The 16,871-nt window shown below is 72.8% G+C and carries 10 protein-coding genes; 4 read left to right on the forward strand and 6 right to left on the reverse strand.

Features of this window, described 5'->3' with window-relative positions; all coding sequences use genetic code 11:
* Nucleotides 1-34 precede the first annotated feature (34 nt).
* Both BXU09_RS01265 and BXU09_RS01270 read right to left on the reverse strand, forming a co-directional pair.
* Nucleotides 35-862 (reverse strand): alpha/beta hydrolase, encoded by an 828-nt coding sequence (locus BXU09_RS01265; RefSeq protein WP_078299990.1) that lies wholly within the window; start codon nt 860-862, stop codon nt 35-37.
* Between the two features lie 69 nt (nt 863-931).
* Complete coding sequence (locus BXU09_RS01270; protein ID WP_078299993.1) at nt 932-1,870, reverse strand: iron-siderophore ABC transporter substrate-binding protein; 939 nt, start codon at nt 1,868-1,870, stop codon at nt 932-934.
* A gap of 174 nt (nt 1,871-2,044) precedes the next feature.
* Between BXU09_RS01270 and BXU09_RS01275 the strand changes: the two genes are divergently transcribed.
* Together BXU09_RS01275 and BXU09_RS01280 are read left to right on the forward strand one after the other, a co-directional pair.
* Complete coding sequence (locus BXU09_RS01275; protein WP_055363264.1) at nt 2,045-2,482, forward strand: OsmC family protein; 438 nt, start codon at nt 2,045-2,047, stop codon at nt 2,480-2,482.
* Nucleotides 2,483-2,587: 105 nt separating this feature from the next.
* Nucleotides 2,588-3,151: an AAA family ATPase gene (locus BXU09_RS01280; protein ID WP_078299997.1), complete on the forward strand. Its 564-nt coding sequence runs from the start codon at nt 2,588-2,590 to the stop codon at nt 3,149-3,151.
* Here BXU09_RS01280 and BXU09_RS01285 read toward each other — a convergent pair.
* Together BXU09_RS01285 and BXU09_RS01290 are read right to left on the reverse strand one after the other, a co-directional pair.
* The gene (locus BXU09_RS01285; protein ID WP_078300001.1) at nt 3,135-3,320 is read right to left on the reverse strand and encodes a hypothetical protein; all 186 of its coding nucleotides are present in this window, start codon (nt 3,318-3,320) and stop codon (nt 3,135-3,137) included. The genes BXU09_RS01280 and BXU09_RS01285 overlap by 17 nt on opposite strands.
* Nucleotides 3,321-3,398: 78 nt before the next feature.
* A complete protein-coding gene (locus BXU09_RS01290) occupies nt 3,399-4,085 on the reverse strand; it encodes a hypothetical protein (RefSeq protein ID WP_078300005.1) in 687 nt (228 codons plus the stop codon).
* Nucleotides 4,086-4,244: 159 nt separating this feature from the next.
* Between BXU09_RS01290 and BXU09_RS01295 the strand changes: the two genes are divergently transcribed.
* Complete coding sequence (locus BXU09_RS01295) at nt 4,245-5,660, forward strand: WGR domain-containing protein (RefSeq protein WP_078300008.1); 1,416 nt, start codon at nt 4,245-4,247, stop codon at nt 5,658-5,660.
* A 203-nt stretch (nt 5,661-5,863) separates the two neighbouring features.
* Here BXU09_RS01295 and BXU09_RS01300 read toward each other — a convergent pair whose 3' ends face one another.
* Nucleotides 5,864-6,127 carry an acylphosphatase gene (locus tag BXU09_RS01300; RefSeq protein ID WP_078304533.1) on the reverse strand — a complete coding sequence of 88 codons (264 nt, stop codon included), beginning with the start codon at nt 6,125-6,127 and terminating at the stop codon, nt 5,864-5,866.
* A gap of 181 nt (nt 6,128-6,308) precedes the next feature.
* Here BXU09_RS01300 and BXU09_RS01305 point away from each other — a divergent pair, with 181 nt between their 5' ends.
* Nucleotides 6,309-16,163, forward strand: a complete 9,855-nt coding sequence (locus BXU09_RS01305) for a translocation/assembly module TamB domain-containing protein (RefSeq protein ID WP_240500896.1) — start codon at nt 6,309-6,311, stop codon at nt 16,161-16,163.
* 227 nt (nt 16,164-16,390) lie between these two features.
* Here the strand turns inward: BXU09_RS01305 and BXU09_RS01310 are convergent, their stop codons facing one another.
* The gene (locus tag BXU09_RS01310; RefSeq protein ID WP_078300012.1) at nt 16,391-16,846 is read right to left on the reverse strand and encodes a hypothetical protein; all 456 of its coding nucleotides are present in this window, start codon (nt 16,844-16,846) and stop codon (nt 16,391-16,393) included.
* Between the last annotated feature and the right edge of the window lie 25 nt (nt 16,847-16,871).

Genomic DNA, 16,871 nt, shown 5'->3' on the forward strand with positions numbered 1-16,871 from the left:
CAGCGGCAACGCGACAGGCACCGGCCCTCAGGAATCAGCTGATGTGGGCGCGCAGCCAGTCCACGATCCGCGCTCGCACCCGTTCACGCGGCTCGTCGTTCAGAAGTTCGTGGTAGCCGCCGTCCTCGACGTGCAGCTCGCGGTCACCCGAGGCGATGGCCTGCATGAAGCGCTGGCTGCCGCGCGGGTCGGTCAGACGGTCGGCGGTGCCGTGCACGACCAGCGTGGGCAGCGTCCAGCGGGCGTACAGCGGCCACAGCGACGCGCTGAGCGACAGCATGCTCGCGCCGGTCAGGGCCGGGACCTTCCCGTGGTACATGCGCGGGTCGGCCTCGTACGCGGCGACCTCCTCGGGCAGGCGCGACAGGCCGCCGGTGCCCAGGTCGGTGGTGGGCAGGCCCGGCGCGAGGCGCGCGATGAACGGGGCGAGCCGTTTCACCAGCGCGGGTTCGTTCTCGCCGACCAGCAGGGCCGGACTGGACAGGATCACGCCGCTGATCCCGCGTGGGTCGCGGGCGGCGCTGGCGGCCGTGACGAGCCCGCCCATGGAGTGCCCCAGCAGGAACAGCGGGCGGGGGTCGGCGCGCAGGGCCTCACGCGCCGCGAAGTGGTCCTGCACCAGATCGCGGACGTCCACCACGGCCCGCGCGCCCCCGGACGCGCCGTGTCCGCGCTGGTCGGCGGCGTACACCGTGAACCCTGCGGCGACCAGCGTGGGAATCAGGGCGTGGTAGCGGTCCACGTACCGCGCGGCGTACTCCCCGAAGCCGTGGGTGAGCAGCACGTTCCCGCGCGGGGTCTGCGCGTGCCACACGTAACCTCTTACGGGAGCGCCGGGCGCCGTCCAGTCCTGACTTTGCATGGCCCGAGTGTAGGGCAAGCGGCGCTGATCCGGACGCAGCGCTGCATCCAGATCAGCGCTGCGTCCGGATCAGCGCAGTGCCCGGATCAGTTCGCGCTCGACGAGTTGCGCGGCGATCGGTCCACGGATGCGGCGGAACAGGTGGTAGTCGAAGAAGTACACCTGTCCGGCCTGACTGGCGCGCAGGCGGCTGGTGATGGCCCCTGCGTTCCACTCGGCGCGGGCGCGGGTGGGCGTGCTGGTCCCGGCGGCCAGGACGATCACGGCGTCCGGGTTGATGGCGGCCAGCCCTTCCACGCTGACCACGGCGTCCTTCTTCTCGCCGTCGATGACGTTCAGGCCGGCGTCGCGCAGCAGGCCGCCGGTCCAGTCGTCGCTGCCGCTGATGGTGAAGGTGTTGCGGGCGTCGCCGCCGGTCGTCCAGACGACCAGCACGCGTTTCCTGCCGAACGCGGTCAGCTGCGCGCGGGTACTCTGCACGCCTTTGTTGTAGGTGTTCAGGGCGCTGCGGTACGCGGCCTCGCGGTTCAGGGCGCGGGCCAGGGTGGGCAGGGTCTTCTGCCACGCGTTACGGTCGATGCCGTCCAGCAGCAGGGTGGGCGCGATCCGGCTGAGCTGCGGGTACACGGGCGAGGCGTAGGTTTCACCGACGATCAGGTCCGGGCGCAGGGACGTCAGGATTTCGAGGTTCGGGTTGAAGCGGTCCCCGACGTTCACGGGCGCGCTGGTCACGCGACTGCCCAGGTACTTGATGTCGCGGATGGGCGAACCGAAGGCCGGGGTTTTCAGGAACGTGGAGGCCTCGCCGTAGCCGACGGGCTGCACGCCGATGGACAGCAGCAGGTCCAGCGCGTGCGGCCCGAGTGCGACGACGCGCAGGGGCTGGCGGGGGATGGTGGTCGTTCCGGCGCTGTGCGTGACGGTCTGGGGGTAGGTGGCGGCGCTGGCGGCCAGGGCGGCGCTGCCCAGGACAGCGGTCAGGGTCAGGAGGGTGCTTCGTTTCGGCATGGGTGTCCTTGTGCGCCGGGGTCCGTGGGAGGCCGCCGCGCTGGTGTCGAGGATTCTGCCAGACTTAAATCCGAGTTGCAAGGTCAGGATTAGATTGGGGGAAAGCGCAACCATGAAGTTCCGCTCAACCGCACCCACGGCATCCCCACCGCCTGACCGCGCAGACTGAACCGCATGGCAGACATCGCACGTAAGGCAACGGCCCACTGGGAAGGCGACCTCAAGCACGGCAAGGGCACCGTGAGCACCGAGAGTGGCGTGCTGGACGGCGCGCAGTACTCGTTCGGCACCCGCTTCGAGAACGGCAAGGGCACCAACCCCGAAGAACTGCTGGCCAGCGCCCACGCCGGGTGCTTCACCATGCAGCTCTCGGCACTGCTCGCCAACCACGGCCACACGGTCGAATCCCTCGACACCCAGGCCACCTGCGAGATGGTCAAGGACGGCGCCGGCTTCAAGGTCAGCGCCATGAAACTCGTGGTGCGCGGCAAGGTGACCGGCAGCGATCAGGCGGACTTCGAGGAACACGTGAAGCAGGCGGCCGACATGTGCCCCATGAGTCAGGTCATGAAAGGCAACGTGGAGATCACCCACGAAGCCATCCTGGAATAAGGTTCCGGGTTCTGCGGCGCCCCCGATCACCAGGGGCGCCGTTTTCCATGGCGGCAGGCCAGTCTGCGCATGTGCGCCCGGCCCGCGTGTGACAGGCTGGCGCGCATGAGTCATCTGTTCTATCTGGTCGGCGCGCCCGGCAGCGGCAAACGCACGGTCGGCAAAGAGTTGTCGGCGCTGACGGGCGCGGCGCTGCTGGACAACCACCTGTTCAACGATCCGGTGTTCACGGCGTTCGGCGTGGACGGCGTGAGCCCGGTGCCGCCAGAACTGTTCGATCTGGCCGAGGAGGTGCGGCAGGTGGGCCTGCGGGCGCTGCGGCTGGCCCCGCCCACGCGGTCACACATCCTGACGAACTACCTGAGCCGCGTGGAGGAGGGCGAGGAGGTCGTGGCCGAGTTGCGTGCCCTGGCGCGCGAGCGGGGCGCGGCGTTCGTGCCGGTATGGCTGGAGTGTCCGCTGCCGGAGCTGGAGGCGCGGATGAAGCAACCGGAGCGCCGGGAACGCCTGAAACTGCGTGACCCGCTGATCCTGCGCGGCCTGATGGAACGCGGCGGGGTGATGGACGCCCCGGCGGACGCGCTGGTGCTGGACACGGCGCGCCTGGACCCGCACGAGGCGGCGCGGCGGATCGTGGCGTTCGCGGGGGCGGTCAGCGGGTCGGCCTGACCCGGACGTGTAGAACGGGCAGGTGCAGGGTGAGGCGCATCAGGCGCCACCGGAACTGCCAGCGGGCCGGTCGGGCGGCTCTCAGGGTACGGGCCAGTCCGTCGGCCTGAGCCTCGCGGAGCAGCTGGGCTTGACGGTCGAGGGCGTGCTGGTGGCGTTCGTGGAACATGGTGAGCCTCCGGTATGGGCGTGAAGGGGTCTCCCGTCGTCCGCCGGGGCGGTCGCGGGTGGCGTGGGCCGGGAGTGGTCAGTTCAGGTGCAGCTGACCTCTGAAGCTCATGAGGACGAAGGTGCTCGTGCGGGCGCTGTCGGTCTCTTCGGTTTCCAGGCGGTCGAGGATGGCGTTCATGGCGTCCTGCGCGGCGCGGTACTGCTGCGGGCTGAGTTGCACGGTGCGCAGGCGCATGGCGGGTGCGAAGGCCCCAATGTCGGTGCGGGTGTCGGTGTGGGTATCGGGCGCGCAGCGGCCCAGGTGGATGGTGAGGTCGTCTCCGGTGCCGGGGTGGCCCTGGCGGGTCTGCCAGTCGAGGATGGCGTGGGCGTAGGCAGCGGTGATCTCGCGCATGGCCGGGCCGATGACGGTCAGGGGTTCATCCAGCTGGACCAGGCTGCGCGGGACATGGAAGGTGCGGGCGGCCGCCACGTACTGCACGCGTTTGCCGTGGTGTCCGGCGACGCGCAGCAGGCCGCAGTCGTGAAGCTTGCGGACGTGGTAAGTGACACGGTTGGCGGGTTCGTTCAGGGCGTGGGCGGCGTGACTGGCGGTGGTGGGGGTCAGGAACTGTTCGAGCAGGCGCGCGCCGTACGCGAAGTCCATCAGGGCGTCGGCCTGGGCGGGGGTCGTGACGTGCAGGGCCTCGGGTGGGTGCAGGGCCTCGGGTGGGTGCAGGACCTCGGGTGGGTGCAGGGGGTCGGGTGTGGGTGTGGCGGGCATGGGTCCATTGTGCGAGCTTCGATTTTCAGTTGAAAGCCGAGGTTCTGAAAATGGCCTAGAGCCTTCCAGCCGCGCCTGCCCGGGGTGCATCCGCCGTCCAGGCGTCCCTCATCTCATCCGCGCTTGCCAATTCAGCGTGATCCCCGTTACAATAGAATTATGTCTGCAACATATCTGGAGTATTCAGATCCGAACGGGGCCGAGCACAAATTCTACGAGGTGACCGTGGACGGCGCCGACCTCACCGTCCGCTACGGCCGCATCGGCACCGACGGCCAGACGCAGCGCAAGACCTTCCCCAGCCCTGAAAAGGCCCAGGCAGAAGCCGAGAAGAAACTGAAGGAAAAGCGCCGCAAGGGCTACGAGGAAGCCGTGCAGGGCGTGCGGCAGAAACGCGAGGTCGTGCGCCGCACCTTCACCGAGACCCGCTCCACCACCCGCCGGGGCGCGCCGCTGCTGTGGAAGTTCAGCACGAAAGCCACCGCGTTCGGCATCTTCGCGGGCGACGATCAGGTGTGGGTCGGCAACCAGGACGGACAGGTGCACGCCCTGAGCCCGGACGGCGAGGTGCAGCGCTCGTTTACCCTGCCCGACGGCGTGAAATGCCTCGTGCGCGACGACCACTGGACCTTCGCGGGCTGTGACGACGGGAACGTGTACGACCTGAGCGGCAAACTCCCGTTCGTGGCCTATGAGGTCGAGGGCAGCTCGGCGCTGCTGTGGCTGGACATCCACGCCGGCACCCTGGCCGCCAGCGACTGGAACGGCAACGTGTTCGCCTTCGACGCCGAGAGCGACCAGCAGTGGGCGAACGTCGCCACCGGCGGCCAGATGGGCTGGATGGTCCGCGTGGACGAACGCGGCGTGTACTACGGGCACTCGGCGGGCGTGGGCATGTACGACCGCACCAGCGGCCTCCCGCTGTGGCAGGCGAAGACGCGCGGCGGCGTGCTGTTCGGCTGGCAGGAGGAAGGCGACCTGTACGCCGGGACCACCCAGAACCTGATCCAGCGCTTCACGAAGGCGGGCGAGCACGTGCAGGACTACGCCTGCGACGCCGCCGTGCTGTCCTGCGCCACCAGCCCCGGCGGCGAGTACGTGTTCGCCGGGGACAGCGGCAGCGCCGTGTACTGCTTCACCCGCAGCGGCGAGCGCCTCTGGAAACTCGGGAGCGGCGTGGGCGCGGCGCTCAGCATGCAGTACGCGGGCGGGCGGCTGTACCTCGTGACCAGCAGCGGCATCCTGGCCGCCCTGGACGCCAGCGCCGGGGCCATCCAGGCCGCGCAGCGCGGCGAGGCCCCCGCCCCCAGGGACGTGAAGCTCGCCGCCGCCGCGCAGGTCAGCGCGCCCCTGACGCAGCTGAGCGTTACCGCCGACACCGGCGAGGGCGTGCGCCTGACCTGCGAGCGCGACGGCACCCGCCTGCGCGTCCGGCCCACAGATCCCGGTTACCACGCCTGGAACGTGCAGTTCCCCCGCAACCTCCGCGAGGCCGGAGCGACCTACCTCGTGGACGGTCTGGAGGACGCCGGGGGGTTCTACCGCGTGGTCGGCGACATCCGCCGCGTGGGGTGAGCGGGGTGTAATACGGACTCCGATTGAATGGGTTGCAAAACCCGTTCAATCCGAGCGGATGCGAGTGGGAGCAGGGCGGGTTCCGGACGTGGAGCTGGCAATCGGGTGAAGTTCCGGATTGCTAGCGAAACAAACGGAATCCGTATAGGACGTGGGGCGTGGGCTGGGGGAAAGGCAGAACCCCGCATCCCACCCCCCCACGTTCAGTACACGTGGAAGTCGTTCAGGCCCGTGAGTTCGCTGTAGGCCGTCTGCACGTCGCGCACGCGGGCGTGGGGGGGCCCGAGGCGCAGCCAGTGGAGCAGGCGGTCCAGTTCGGGCTGGGCGCCCTCGGCGACGATCTCGACGCGGCCGTCGCTGAGGTTCTCGGCGTACCCGGCGAGTTTCAGGTCGCGGGCGTGGCGCTGCACGTAGCGTCGGTAGCCGACGCCCTGCACGGTGCCGGTGATAAGGGCGGTCAGGCGCATGCCGGTCATGGTAGCGGCTTTCGCGGTGCGGGCAGGGTGCTTTCCTGACGGTTGCGTGAGGACGCGGTGGGTGCGGCGTTCACGCCGGGCTGCGTAGAATGCGGGGAATGCGGCTGGAAGCGATGATCGGGGTGAAGGTGGGGGCGGGTGCGTCTTCCGGCGGACGTGGCCGGGTCCGGCCGTGACGGGCGAGGACCGGCCGGATGAACTGAAGGGCACGCCGGACCAGCCGGAGCAGGAAGCGAGTTCTGCTCGCACCCGCCGCTGGCCGTGGGTGGTGGGCGTGCTGGCGGCGCTGCTACTGGTCCTGGCGTTCCTGCCGACCCTGCTGGGCGGGGCGCTGCTGTCCCGTTTTGGTGGGGACGTGATCTCGGCGGAGCGGGTGGGTGGGCCGCTGTGGGCGCCAACGCTGGGCGGCGCGCAGGTGACTTTGCCGGGCGTGAGTGCGTCGGCCGGGTCGGTGGGCGTGACGGTCGCGTCGGTCAATCCGTTCACGCGGACGGTGCGCCTGAACGTGTCGGCAAGCGGCGCGGACGTGCGCCTGAAGCTCGCGGACCTGCTGGGCGGGACGGGCGGCGGCGCGGGCGGGGGCGGCGGCTGGAAGGTGGCGCTGTCCGGGCTGGACGTGCAGGACTCGCAGGTGTCGGTGGACGGGCGCGGCATCAACGTGCCGGACGGCCGGTTCCGGGTCACGCAGGGTCAGGACGGCCGGACGCTGCTGCGCGGCGCGACCGGGGAGGGCGAACTGAACGCCGACCTGCGCGTGACCGAGGGGCCGGACGGGAACGTGTTCACGGTGGACCTGGACGCGGACGCGCGGGTCCTGAACCACTACTGGCCGGGCGTGACGGGCGGCCGGATCGGCGGGCAGTACGTGATCGGCAGCGGCCCCATCCGGGGTGACCTGACGGTCACGGACGCCAGCCTGCGCGTGCCCGAGGCGGACTTCGTGACCGTGACCGGCATTGCCGGGACCGCCACGCACCGGGGCGACGACGTGCGCCTGCAACTGGCGGGACGCGGCTGGAACGGCCCGGTCACGGCGTCGGGCGGCGTGGACCTGAAGGCGCAGAACTGGCGGGTCACGGCCGACGCGACTCCGACCGTGGCCGGACTGGCCGGGGCGCTCGGCACGACCGGCAGCGGGGGCCTGAAGTTGCGGGTCACGGCCGGCGGCTGGAGTACCGTGCGCGTCAAGGCGTACGCGCAGGGAGCCGGCGAGGTCGCGGGCGTGGGGTTCCGCGGCGCGAACGTCGAGTACACCTTCCTCAGCGAGGACGGGAACGTGGCGACCCAGACGAACGACCTCGCGTTCAGCGCCGTGACCTCGCTGGCCGGGTCGGACCAGCGGCTGGAGGGGCAGTGGGCGCTGGGCCGCGCGGGACGCGCTGCGCTGGCCGGGGCGTTCGGGCAGAAACCCCTGAACGTGGAGGCCACCATCGACGCGCAGAACGTCCTGACCCTGCGCGGCGAGGGGCTGGGCGGGCCGCTGTCGGGCACGCTGGCCCTGAGTGGCGTGAAACTGAACGCCGTGCTGAACCCCACGTACGGGGCGGTGCAGGCGCGCGTGGCAGTCAGCGGCACGCCGGACGACCTGCGCGCGTCCATCAGCGGCGCGCAGGCCGGGCCGTTCACCGGACTGTCCGGCAGCGGCGCCCTGGACGACCGGGGTCTGAGGGTGGACCTGGGCGCGGCGCGGATCGACCTGAACCGCGAGTTCCGGGGCACGTGGCAGGCGCAGGGCCTGAGCGGCTCCGGGATCATCCTGAGTGGGCGCGGGCGGCTGGACCTGACGGGCGGCAACGTGACCGGGCAGCTGGAGGCGACCGTGCCGGGCGTGCGTGACACGCTGGCCGGGCCGCTGGACCTGAACTACACCCGGCAGCGCGGCACGTTCCGCAGCGGCGCGCAGGTCCTGACCTGGAATGGCGACAGTTTCGGCGTGCAGGCGCGCGCTCTGCCTGTGGCGGGTGGCCTGAACGTGACCGGCGACGTGACCGTGACCACCGCCCTGAAGGCCTTCGGGACGCTGCGGGCGACCGGGGCGGGCGTGAACCTGACCGCCACGGCGCGCGGCACGGCCGCCAGTCTGCGCGGCTCGGCGGGCGGCGTGACCGTGCTGGCAGACACGCAGCTTCAGGCCCCTTACCTGACGACGGCGCGGGTGCAGGGCGCAGACATCCAGGGTGTCCTGAGCGTGGACGACGGCGTGCGCTTCACGCTGACCACCGCCGGTGACACGGCGCGCGGCGTGATCGACGGGGACCGCTGGGACGCGACGGGCCGCGTGAACCTCGCGGCGCTGCGCCCCCTGGTGAACGTAGACGGCCTGGGCGGCACGCTGGACCTGAATCTGGCCGGGCAGGGCGGCTCGGCGCGCGTGAACGCCGGGGCGCTGGGCGCCGCCGTGACCGGCACCCTGACCCGCGCGGGCGGGCCGCTGAACGCCGACCTGCGGGTCACGTACGCGGGCGTGCAGGCGGCGCTGTCGGGCCGGGTGTACCCGGACGTGCGGGCGCAGGGCCGCCTGAGCGCGCAGGGGCAGACCCTGAACCTCGGCGTGGCCGGGGGGTACGGCGACCTGCGGGCGCGCGTGACCGGGCAGACCGGGCCGCTGTCGTTCGGCGGCGTGACGCTGCCCGCGCAGCGCGTGAACCTGAGCGGCACCCTGACGCCGCGCCTCACGGCCAGCGGCACCTGGGGCGACCTGAACGCCACGTACGACGCGGCGACCGGACTGGCCCGCGTGACTGGCGCCCAGGCGCTGACGGCCTTCGGGCAGGCGGGGCGCGTGCAGGGCCGCGCCACCTGGGGGCCCGGCCCCGGCGGGTCGTTCCGTGGAGCGGTGGCGGCCAGCGGCGTGCTCGACCAGTACGCGGTGACCCTGAACGGCCCCTGGGACGACCTGAACCTGCTGCTGACCGACGGCGAGGGCCTGCGCGCCCGCGGCACCGCCTCGCTCCCGGCAGGCCGCTACGACGTGGACGTGAGCGGCCCGCTGGGCGGCGGCCTGTTCGTGGACGGGAACGTGCAGGGCACCGGCCTGGAACCGCGCGGGAACGTGACCGTGACCGACGCGCAGGGCGGGCGCGCGCAGGTGACGCTGCGCGGCTTCGAGAACCTGAGCGTGCAGGCGCAGGGCCTGACCCTGGGCGGCCAGAGCCTGCGCGGCAACCTGAGTGCCGTGAACGGCGTGCTGAACGGCGCCCTGAAGGCCGGGCCGCTGGATGTCCGTGCCGTGAACGGGCAGTTGCGGGTCAGTGGGGAACTGGCCGGGCAGACGGTGCTGGCGACCGGGAAGGTCACGCTGCCCGCCACCCTGGAGAACCTGAACCTGCGTGTGACCGGGCCGTACTTTGCGGCGCAGGCCGGGGGGAGCGTGGCGAACCTGCGCGGCACCCTGACCCTGAACGCCCAGTCGTACGGCTCGGGGGCCGCGACCCTGAGCGTGCCGGCGCAGTCGTTCCCGCTGACCGGCTCTCTGACCGGGGCGCGCGTGAGCGTGGGCGGCCTGACCTACCGGGGCGGCGCGTGGTCCGGGGCGCTGGGCGCCCGGTACGCGCTGTCCGGGCAGCCGGGCACGCTGCGGGTGCTGGGCGAGGACACGCGCCTGACCGTCGCCCCGACCGGGCCGGTGACAGGTCGAGTGACGGTCCTCCCGGAGCTGGGCGGGACAGTCAGTGCGGACCTGACGGCGGTGCGGGCGCTCCTGCCCGCAAACGTGCGCCCGGAGGTCGTGGCGGGACGACTGGTGGCCACCCTCTCCCCCACCGGCGCGCGGCTGGGCACCACCCGCACCCGTTACCTGGGCGACCCGCTGGGCCTGAACGCCCGCGTGGACTGGGCGGGCGGCCTGCGGGCCAGCGGCACCCTGACGCACCCCGGCACGCGCATTCCGGTGCGCTTCGACGGCCGGGCGCTGACCGTGAGTGGCGCGGCGCTGGACGCGCGGGTGCTGACGCCCGTGCTGGCGGGCGCAGCGGGCCGCGTGAGCCTGAACCTGACCCTGCCGGACCTGACCGGCCCCGACCCGCTGGCCCGTGCCACCGGCCGCGCCGACGTGAACGTGCGCGTTCAGGGCAACGATCAGCGCGCGCAGGGCCGCGTGACCTTCTCACGCGGGCAGCTGTCCACGAACCTCAGCAGTTCGCTGGCCGGGTACGCCGTGACCCTGCGCGGCCCGCTGTACCCGCAGGCGAACGCGACCCTGACCCTGGACGACCTGCGCGCCACCCTGACCGGCCGCGCCGACACGGCGCTGGACCTGCGCGTGACCGGCGCGTACCAGGAGCGCGAGGTGGACCTGCTCGCCGCCGCCCGCGACCTGCGCGGCGCGGCGAACGTGACCGTGACCGGCACGGTGTCCGGCGCGGCCCTGAACCTGCGCGGCCAGCAGGGCAGCGGCGCGGGGCTGGATGCATGGCGCGTGGCGGGCAGCCTGAGCGCCGCCGACCTGCAACCCCTGGCGGGCGTGGACGGACGCGCGCGCGCCTCGCTGGACGGCACGCTGGCGGACCTGCGCGTGCAGGCGGACGGCGAGGCGGCGGGCGTGACCTTCCGCGTGCCGGCCCGTTACGCGCAGGGGCGCCTGAGCGTCAGCGGGGCCGACCTGACGCTGGCGCAGGGCCGCGCCCGTCTGGGCGGCACGCTGCTGCCCACCCTGAACCTGAGCGCGAAGGCGACCCTGACCGACTGGTTGCCCGGCACGTACACCGCGCAGGTGCTGGGCACGCCGGGCAAACCGGACCTGCGCGTGCAGGGCCGCCTGAGCGGGGACGCGGCGGGCCTGCGCGCCGCCGGATCGCAGGTGCAGGCGCGGCTGTTCGGGCCGGACTACCGCGCGTCCTTCAGCGGGAACGCGATCCGGGGCGACCTGCGTGGGCGGCTGGGAGGCCCGCTGGGCGGCCTGCTGAACGCCGCGCTGACCCTGAACACCACCTACGTGACGGGCACGAACGAGGTGCGCCTGAGCGGCCCGGTCGGCTGGCGCAGCGGCCAGGGGTTCACCGGGAAGCTGCGCGTGCAGGGGGACGTGCCGGGCGGCCCGCTGGACGCCTTCCTGGACGGCGACGCCGCCGGACAGCTGCGGATCACGGCGCTGCTGGGCACCGGGACGCGGCAGGCGCGCCTGAACGGTCTGCTGCCCGCCGACCTGCCGCTGCGACCCGGCGGCACCCTGGACCTGCAGGCGCTGGACCTGGGGGCGCTGTGGGGCCGCGCGGATCAGCTGAGCGTCACGGGACGCGCGTCGCTGGGCGGCCCGTCCTGGTCGGCGCTGACCGCGACCCTGAACGGCGAACTGCTCGACACGGGCGGCGACCTGAGCGGCGAGCTGGGTGTCACGTACCGCGCCGGGAACGGCAGCGTGCGCCTGAACGGCGAGCGCGTGTCGGGCGGCGCGGTGCTGGAGGGCGGCGCGTACCGCGTGACGCTGCGCGCCGGGACCACCCAGGCTCCGCTGCGGCTGGCGCGGCTGCTACCGCCCGGTCTGGGCGTGAACGCCCTGACGGCCGCCGGCACCCTGGAGGCCAGCGGCACCCTGAGCGGCGGCCCCGCCGAGGTCACGGCCCGGAATCTCGCGTTGCGGGGCGAGCAGGCGCAGGGCGGGCCGTTCAGCCTGTACGGCCGCGCCACGTACCGGCCCGGCGGCGGGCAGCTGGACGCGGACCTGAGCGGCAGCCTGCGCGGCGGCGTGCTGCGGGCCAGCGGGGCGCTGCCCGGCGGGCTGCGGGTCACGGCGCGGGACGTGGACACCGCGTACCTGAACGCCGCCTCGCTGGGACGGGGCGAGCTGGGCGCGGACCTGACGCTGCGTGGGGCCGTGACCGACCCGGCCGTGCAGGGCACCCTGACCCTGCTGACCGACGCGCTCGACGGGCGCGTGACCCTGTCGGGCCGGGTGGCCTCGCCCACCCTGAACGCCCGTGTGGGCCTGCGCGGCGGCGTCTCGGGCACCGTGTACGCCGAGGCGCGCGACCTGGACCTCGCATCCGGGCAGGTGCGGGCGCGGGTGTACGGCACGGTGACGTCCGGTGAGAGCCGCGCCGACCTGGACCTGAGCGGCGTGTGGCCGGAGCTGTCGGGCCGCGTGCAGGCGCGGGTGGCAGGCCTGACGGACCCGCTGGTCCTGACCGGGAACGGGCGCGGCGAGTTCGCGCTGAGTGCCGGCCGGCTCGGCCGCGCCGACCTGACCCTGTCGGGCGGCAGCGGCTTCGTCCCGGCGCTGCGCGGGACGCTGGCCCTGACGCCGCTGCCGTTACTGGGCGGCTCGGGCGAACTGACGCTGCGCGGCACGCTGGGCGGCACGGTCGCTGCGCCCACCGCCGCCGCGACCGTGCAGTCGCGCGGCGCGTCGGTGGGCGGCGTGACCCTCGCCGACCTGGGCGGCACCCTGAGCGCCACGCTGGACGGGCTGCGCGGCACACTCACTCAGGCGGCTGACACGGGCACGGCCACCATCGCCACCCTGGAGGGGTCCACCCTGACCCTGACGGGCCTGCGCGCCTCGGCCGCCGGCAGCGACCTGGACGTGAGTGGAACGGCCCGGCTGGACGGCCGCGCGGACCTCACCGTCAGGGCCACTGGCACCCTGGACGGGCAGGTGCAGGCCACGTACGCGGCGCAGGCCCTGACCCTCAGCGGCGCGCTGAGCGGCCCGCAGTCGGTGCGGGCGGCGCTGGACCTGCGGGCCGACCCCACCACCGGCTGGCACGGCACGGCCCGCCTGACCGGGGGGCCGGCCGGGGTGCTGACCCGTCCACTGGTCCTGACGGCCGGGGGCCGCTTCGCCTCACCGCTGGTGCAGGGCGAGGGTGGCCTGCTGGGCGCGGGGGTACGCGTGGTCGCCTCGGCGCAGGGCGCGCAGCTGAGACTGGTGAACGGGTCGGGCGCGCAGGCCAGCGGCGCCATCGAGTTGCGGCCCCGCGGCGGCGTGTGGACGCTGCTGGGCGCGGCCAGCCTGACCCGCCCGGAGCTGTCACTGAGCGTCACGCCCAGCGGGCCGCTCAGTGACCCGCAGGCGACGCTCAGCATCCGGCGCGGCGAGTGGCGGGCCTCGGGCGTGCTGGGTCTGAACGCGGCGGACCTGACCGTCTCGGACGGCCTGAAGGACGGCACGCTGCGCTGGCAGGCCGGGCAACTCAGCGCGGACCTGCCGGGCCTGAACCTGGGCCGGCTGGGCGTTCGCGGCGTGGGCGGGCTGCTCACCGCCTCCGGCCTGGTGCAGACCGGCGGGCTGGACGGGCAGGCCCAGCTGCGCGTGACGGACCTGAGCAGCCCGTACCGCGTGCCGTACCTGGACCTGCCGCTCGCCGGGAACCTGAACGCGACCGTGACGCTGCGCGGCGGCCGGGCGCAACTGAGCGGCGCGGCAGCCCTGCCGGCCGGCACCCTGAACTTCACGGCCGCGCAGGGGCCGCAGGACTGGACCGGGCAGCTGGCCGGGACGCTGCGCGCCGGACAGGGTTCCATCGGACTGGATGTCCGCGCGGACGCGGCCGGCCTGACCGGGCAGGTGGGCGCGGACCAGTACCCGCTGGACGTCGCCGGGCAGGCCCTGACGCTCGGCGGCACGCTGCGCCTGGACGGGCAGACGTTCCGCGCGGACCTGCGCGGCGCGAACGCCATGGGCGAGGCGGCCGTGACCGCCAGCGGCGGCCTCGCGGACCTGCTCCCCGCGCTGGAGGGACCGCTGGCACTGCGGCCCACCGGGGACGGATACTCGGTGCGGGCGCTGCTGGACAACGTGGAGGTCCGCAACCTGAAAATCGCCCCGGACCTGTCCGGCCGGGTCAGCGGCGAGGCGAACCTGCGTGACGGGGGCGGCACCTTCGTGATCCGCAGCGACAACCTGACGGTCGGCCCGAAGGTCCTGCCCGCGCGGCTGGAAGGCACGCAGGTGGCGGGCGACTGGCGGATCCGCGGCTTCCTGGGCGAGTCGGACTTCACGGCCGGCCTGAGCGGCGGCGAGGTATTCGGGCAGGGCACCCTGCGCGCCCTGCCGGTCGGGGCGGTCGTGGGGGCCTTCGCGGGCACCAGTCCCGGCGAGGGCGTCGTGACCGGCGCGGCCCGTTTCCGCTTCCCGCTCGCGGACCCGCTGGCCGGGCGGGTCAGCGTGGTCGCCGAACGCATCCGCGTGAGCGCCACGAGCGGCGAGGGTGCGGCGGCCGTCACGGAAACCCTGACCGGAACCGGCACGCTCGAGTACGCGGCCCGCGAACTGCGCGGCGTGAACATCCAGCTGGCCGGGGCCGGCACCTGGGACGTGCGCGGCCAGTACACCCGCGAGCGCGTGGACCTGAGCGCGCAGTTCACGAACACCACCTTCACGCCCGCACTCGTGCTGATTCCCAGCGTCGCGGCGCTCGACCCGAACCTGAAGGGCAGCCTGACCCTCAGCGCCGCCGGCACGTACGAGCGGCCGCGCGGCCTGCTCCGCGCGCAGAACATCACGGGCGCCGTGGCGGGCCTGAGCGTGCAGGTGCCGCAGTTCGCCGGGGACCTGCCGGACAGCGGCGCGTTCAGCGGGGGCGGCACGGTCCGGACCGGCGGCACGGTCGGCTCGGACGGCCGCGTAACGCTGGCCGGGCAGCTCACGCTGGGCCGACTGAGCAGTACGCGCGTGGACTTCACGGGCCTGCTGGCCCCGCAGGTGCTGGGTGCGCTGCCCGACACGACCGTCACGCTGGCGCAGCAGGACGACCGCTGGACCCTCAGCGGCCTGAGCCGCAGCAGCAGCGCCGTGAGCGGGGCCGGCAGCCTGACGCTCAGCGGGGACCTCTCGCCCCGCTGGGACCTGACGCTCGCGGCCCGTAACTACAACCTGCCGCTGGCGATCATCTACGGCCGCGAGAGTGCCGTGAACGCCGACCTGCGCGCCGTGGACGACGGCACGAACATCCGCGTGAGCGGCGCGGCGGACTTCACGCGCCTGATCCTGGGCCGCGTGAACGCCGCGGCCACCCTGCCCGCCCCCGGTCAGACCAGTGCCGACGCGGCGAACGACAGCGGGCGCACCACCGACAATTTCGTCAGTCCGCTGCCCGAGGCCCTCACGACCTTCCCCGCGCCCGTCACGGACGCGCAGGAACGCCCGGCGCGGCCCTTCCTGCAGCGGCTGGTGCTGGACGACATTCCCATCCGCGCGCCGAACGGCATCCGCATCGACGAGAACCTCGTGCGGGCCGAATTCACCGGCAACCTGCTCGTGTCGGGCACCGGCGACCGCCCGCGCCTGAACGGTGAGCTGCGCTCGCAGCGCGGCTTCGTGTACCTGCGCGAGAACGAGTTCACGCTGAACGACAGTGTCGTCACGTTCGGCGGCGAGAACCTGTTCCCGAAGTTCGACATCGGCGCCTCGGGCCTCGTGACCGCCACCACAGCCGGCACGGACAGCCTGCGCCAGCGGGTGCCGGTCACGCTGAACCTGAAAGGCGAGTTCACGACCCGCCCGGACGGCAGCAGCGCCCTGAACCTGACGACCACGCTGCGCTGCACGCAGGACAGCCCGGACTGCGCCGACCCGACCACCGGCGCGACCTACAGCGAGGCGGAACTGTACGCACTGGTGGCGACGGGTGTGCCGAACCTGACCAACCTGAACCTGGGTGCGCTGGGCAGCAGCGCCCTGCAGACCACCCTGAACGTGTTCATCCTGGGCGAACTGGAACGCACCATCGCCACCGCCTTCGGGCTGGACGTGTTCCGCCTGACGCCGCAGCTGTCGAACGCGGACGGCACACTGGGCGCCACCATCACGCTCGGGTCGTACCTGACGCGGGACCTGTACCTGCAGTATCAGGTGGACCTGAACGGCAACGGTCTGATCGACGCGGCGTACAGCACCCCGGACAACCGCTTCACGTTCCGGGTCACGACGCCGCTGAGCGGCCTGAACCTGCAGTCCATCCGCCCCAGCTTCAAGGCCGGGTACAACGTGAACACCCGCACGAACGTCAGCCTGGGCCTGGAAAGCGGCGACGCGGACCGCGGCACCAAGTTCCGCTTCGGGGTCACCTACCGCATCGGGGGCCGCTGACCCCTGGGCGGCAGGCAGCGCGGAGGGCCGCCCGGTCTACACCTGGGCGGCCCTTCCTGTTGCCGTCGAATCATACGGATTCCGTTTGTTTCGCCAACAATCCGGAACTTCACCGGATTGCCGGCTCCACGTCCGGAACCCGCTTTGCTCCTACTCGCTCTGCTTCGCAGCTCTCCGAGTCCGCTCGGATTGAATGGTCTTTGCAGCCCATTCAATCGGAGTCCATATCAGCGGCTGGTGGTGATGTTCGCGCGGGGTTCCAGGGCGTAGAAGGCCACGATGGCGACCAGCGTGCCCACCCAGCCGGGCGCGCTGCCCAGTTCGAGGTCGAAGGGGCGGCCCAGGACGGTGCTGCCCAGCTGTCCGGTCAGGCGCTCGCCGGTCTGCTGCGCGACGACGTTCCAGCCGATGATGGGTTCGCCCATGAAGCCCGTGACGCGGTCCACGCCACGCAGCGTGAGTTTCTGCGCGCCGACGTTGCCGCGCAGTTCGCCGTCGTCAAGTTCGATCTTGACGGGATCCGCGCCGACGCTGCCCTGCACGCCACGTTCGGTGATTTCGAGGTTGATGTCCTTACCGTGCAGCTTGCCACCTGCGCGGCCCTTGATGGTGTCGCCGTCGATGGTGCAGCGGATGTCGTACCCGTCCGCGCCACCGAGGCGTCCCTTGATGAGGTCTTCCATGCGCGGAAGTATAGCGGGGTCCGGC

This window comes from Deinococcus sp. LM3 (assembly GCF_002017875.1).
In the GTDB taxonomy this organism is placed as follows: Bacteria; Deinococcota; Deinococci; order Deinococcales; family Deinococcaceae; genus Deinococcus.